Genomic DNA, 639 nt, shown 5'->3' on the forward strand with positions numbered 1-639 from the left:
TGGCCGGTGAAGTACGGCAGCGTGACATCGGGGCCGACGGCGTGGAACTGCACTTGCACGCGCATGCCGATCCGCAGATGATGCAGCGGGCCGTCCGCGCGGTCCAGCAGCTACGCGGCCAGGCGGGCGAGCTTCAGGTTCCCGGCGCGCACATCGCGTTGTGCAGCAACGGGGGAGCGGGGGCCTTGTTCACCACACTGCTGATCCTGGGGGACGAACCGCTGTGACGTTTGATGCCCTGCGCCCGCAAACCGGCCCCGTGCCCCATGCGAGTAGCCACCTCAGCGCCCCCTTCTGGGAGGGTTGCGGCTCCGGCGAGTTGCGGTATCAACGCTGCGAGGCCTGCGGCCTGGCGAACTTCCCGCCGACCGAGCATTGCCGCCAATGCCTTTCGGCGCCTGTGCGTTGGGAGCGCAGCGCCGGGCTGGGCGAAATCTATAGCTGGACGGTGGTTCACCGGCCGGTGACTGCGGAATTCGAACCGCCCTACGCACCCGCGATCGTCACGCTGGACGAGGGCTACCAGATGCTGACCAACGTCGTCGGGATCGCGCCGGAGGAGCTGCGGATCGGCATGCGCGTGCAAGTGCAGTTCCACGCCGTCGGCCCCGATGTCACGCTGCCGTACTTCACCGGCCA

At 68.2% G+C, this 639-nt stretch carries 1 protein-coding gene and 1 pseudogene; both read left to right on the forward strand.

Annotated features, from left to right (window positions below; all coding sequences use genetic code 11):
- Window positions 1–227: pseudogene (locus tag A5697_RS06365) on the forward strand (hypothetical protein); the annotation flags it as partial.
- On the forward strand, window positions 224–639 hold a 416-nt coding region (locus A5697_RS06370), incomplete at its 3' end, for a Zn-ribbon domain-containing OB-fold protein (RefSeq protein WP_068008732.1). The pseudogene A5697_RS06365 and the gene A5697_RS06370, both read left to right, overlap by 4 nt.

Source organism: Mycobacterium sp. E3251, from assembly GCF_001666835.1.
GTDB lineage: Bacteria > Actinomycetota > Actinomycetes > Mycobacteriales > Mycobacteriaceae > Mycobacterium.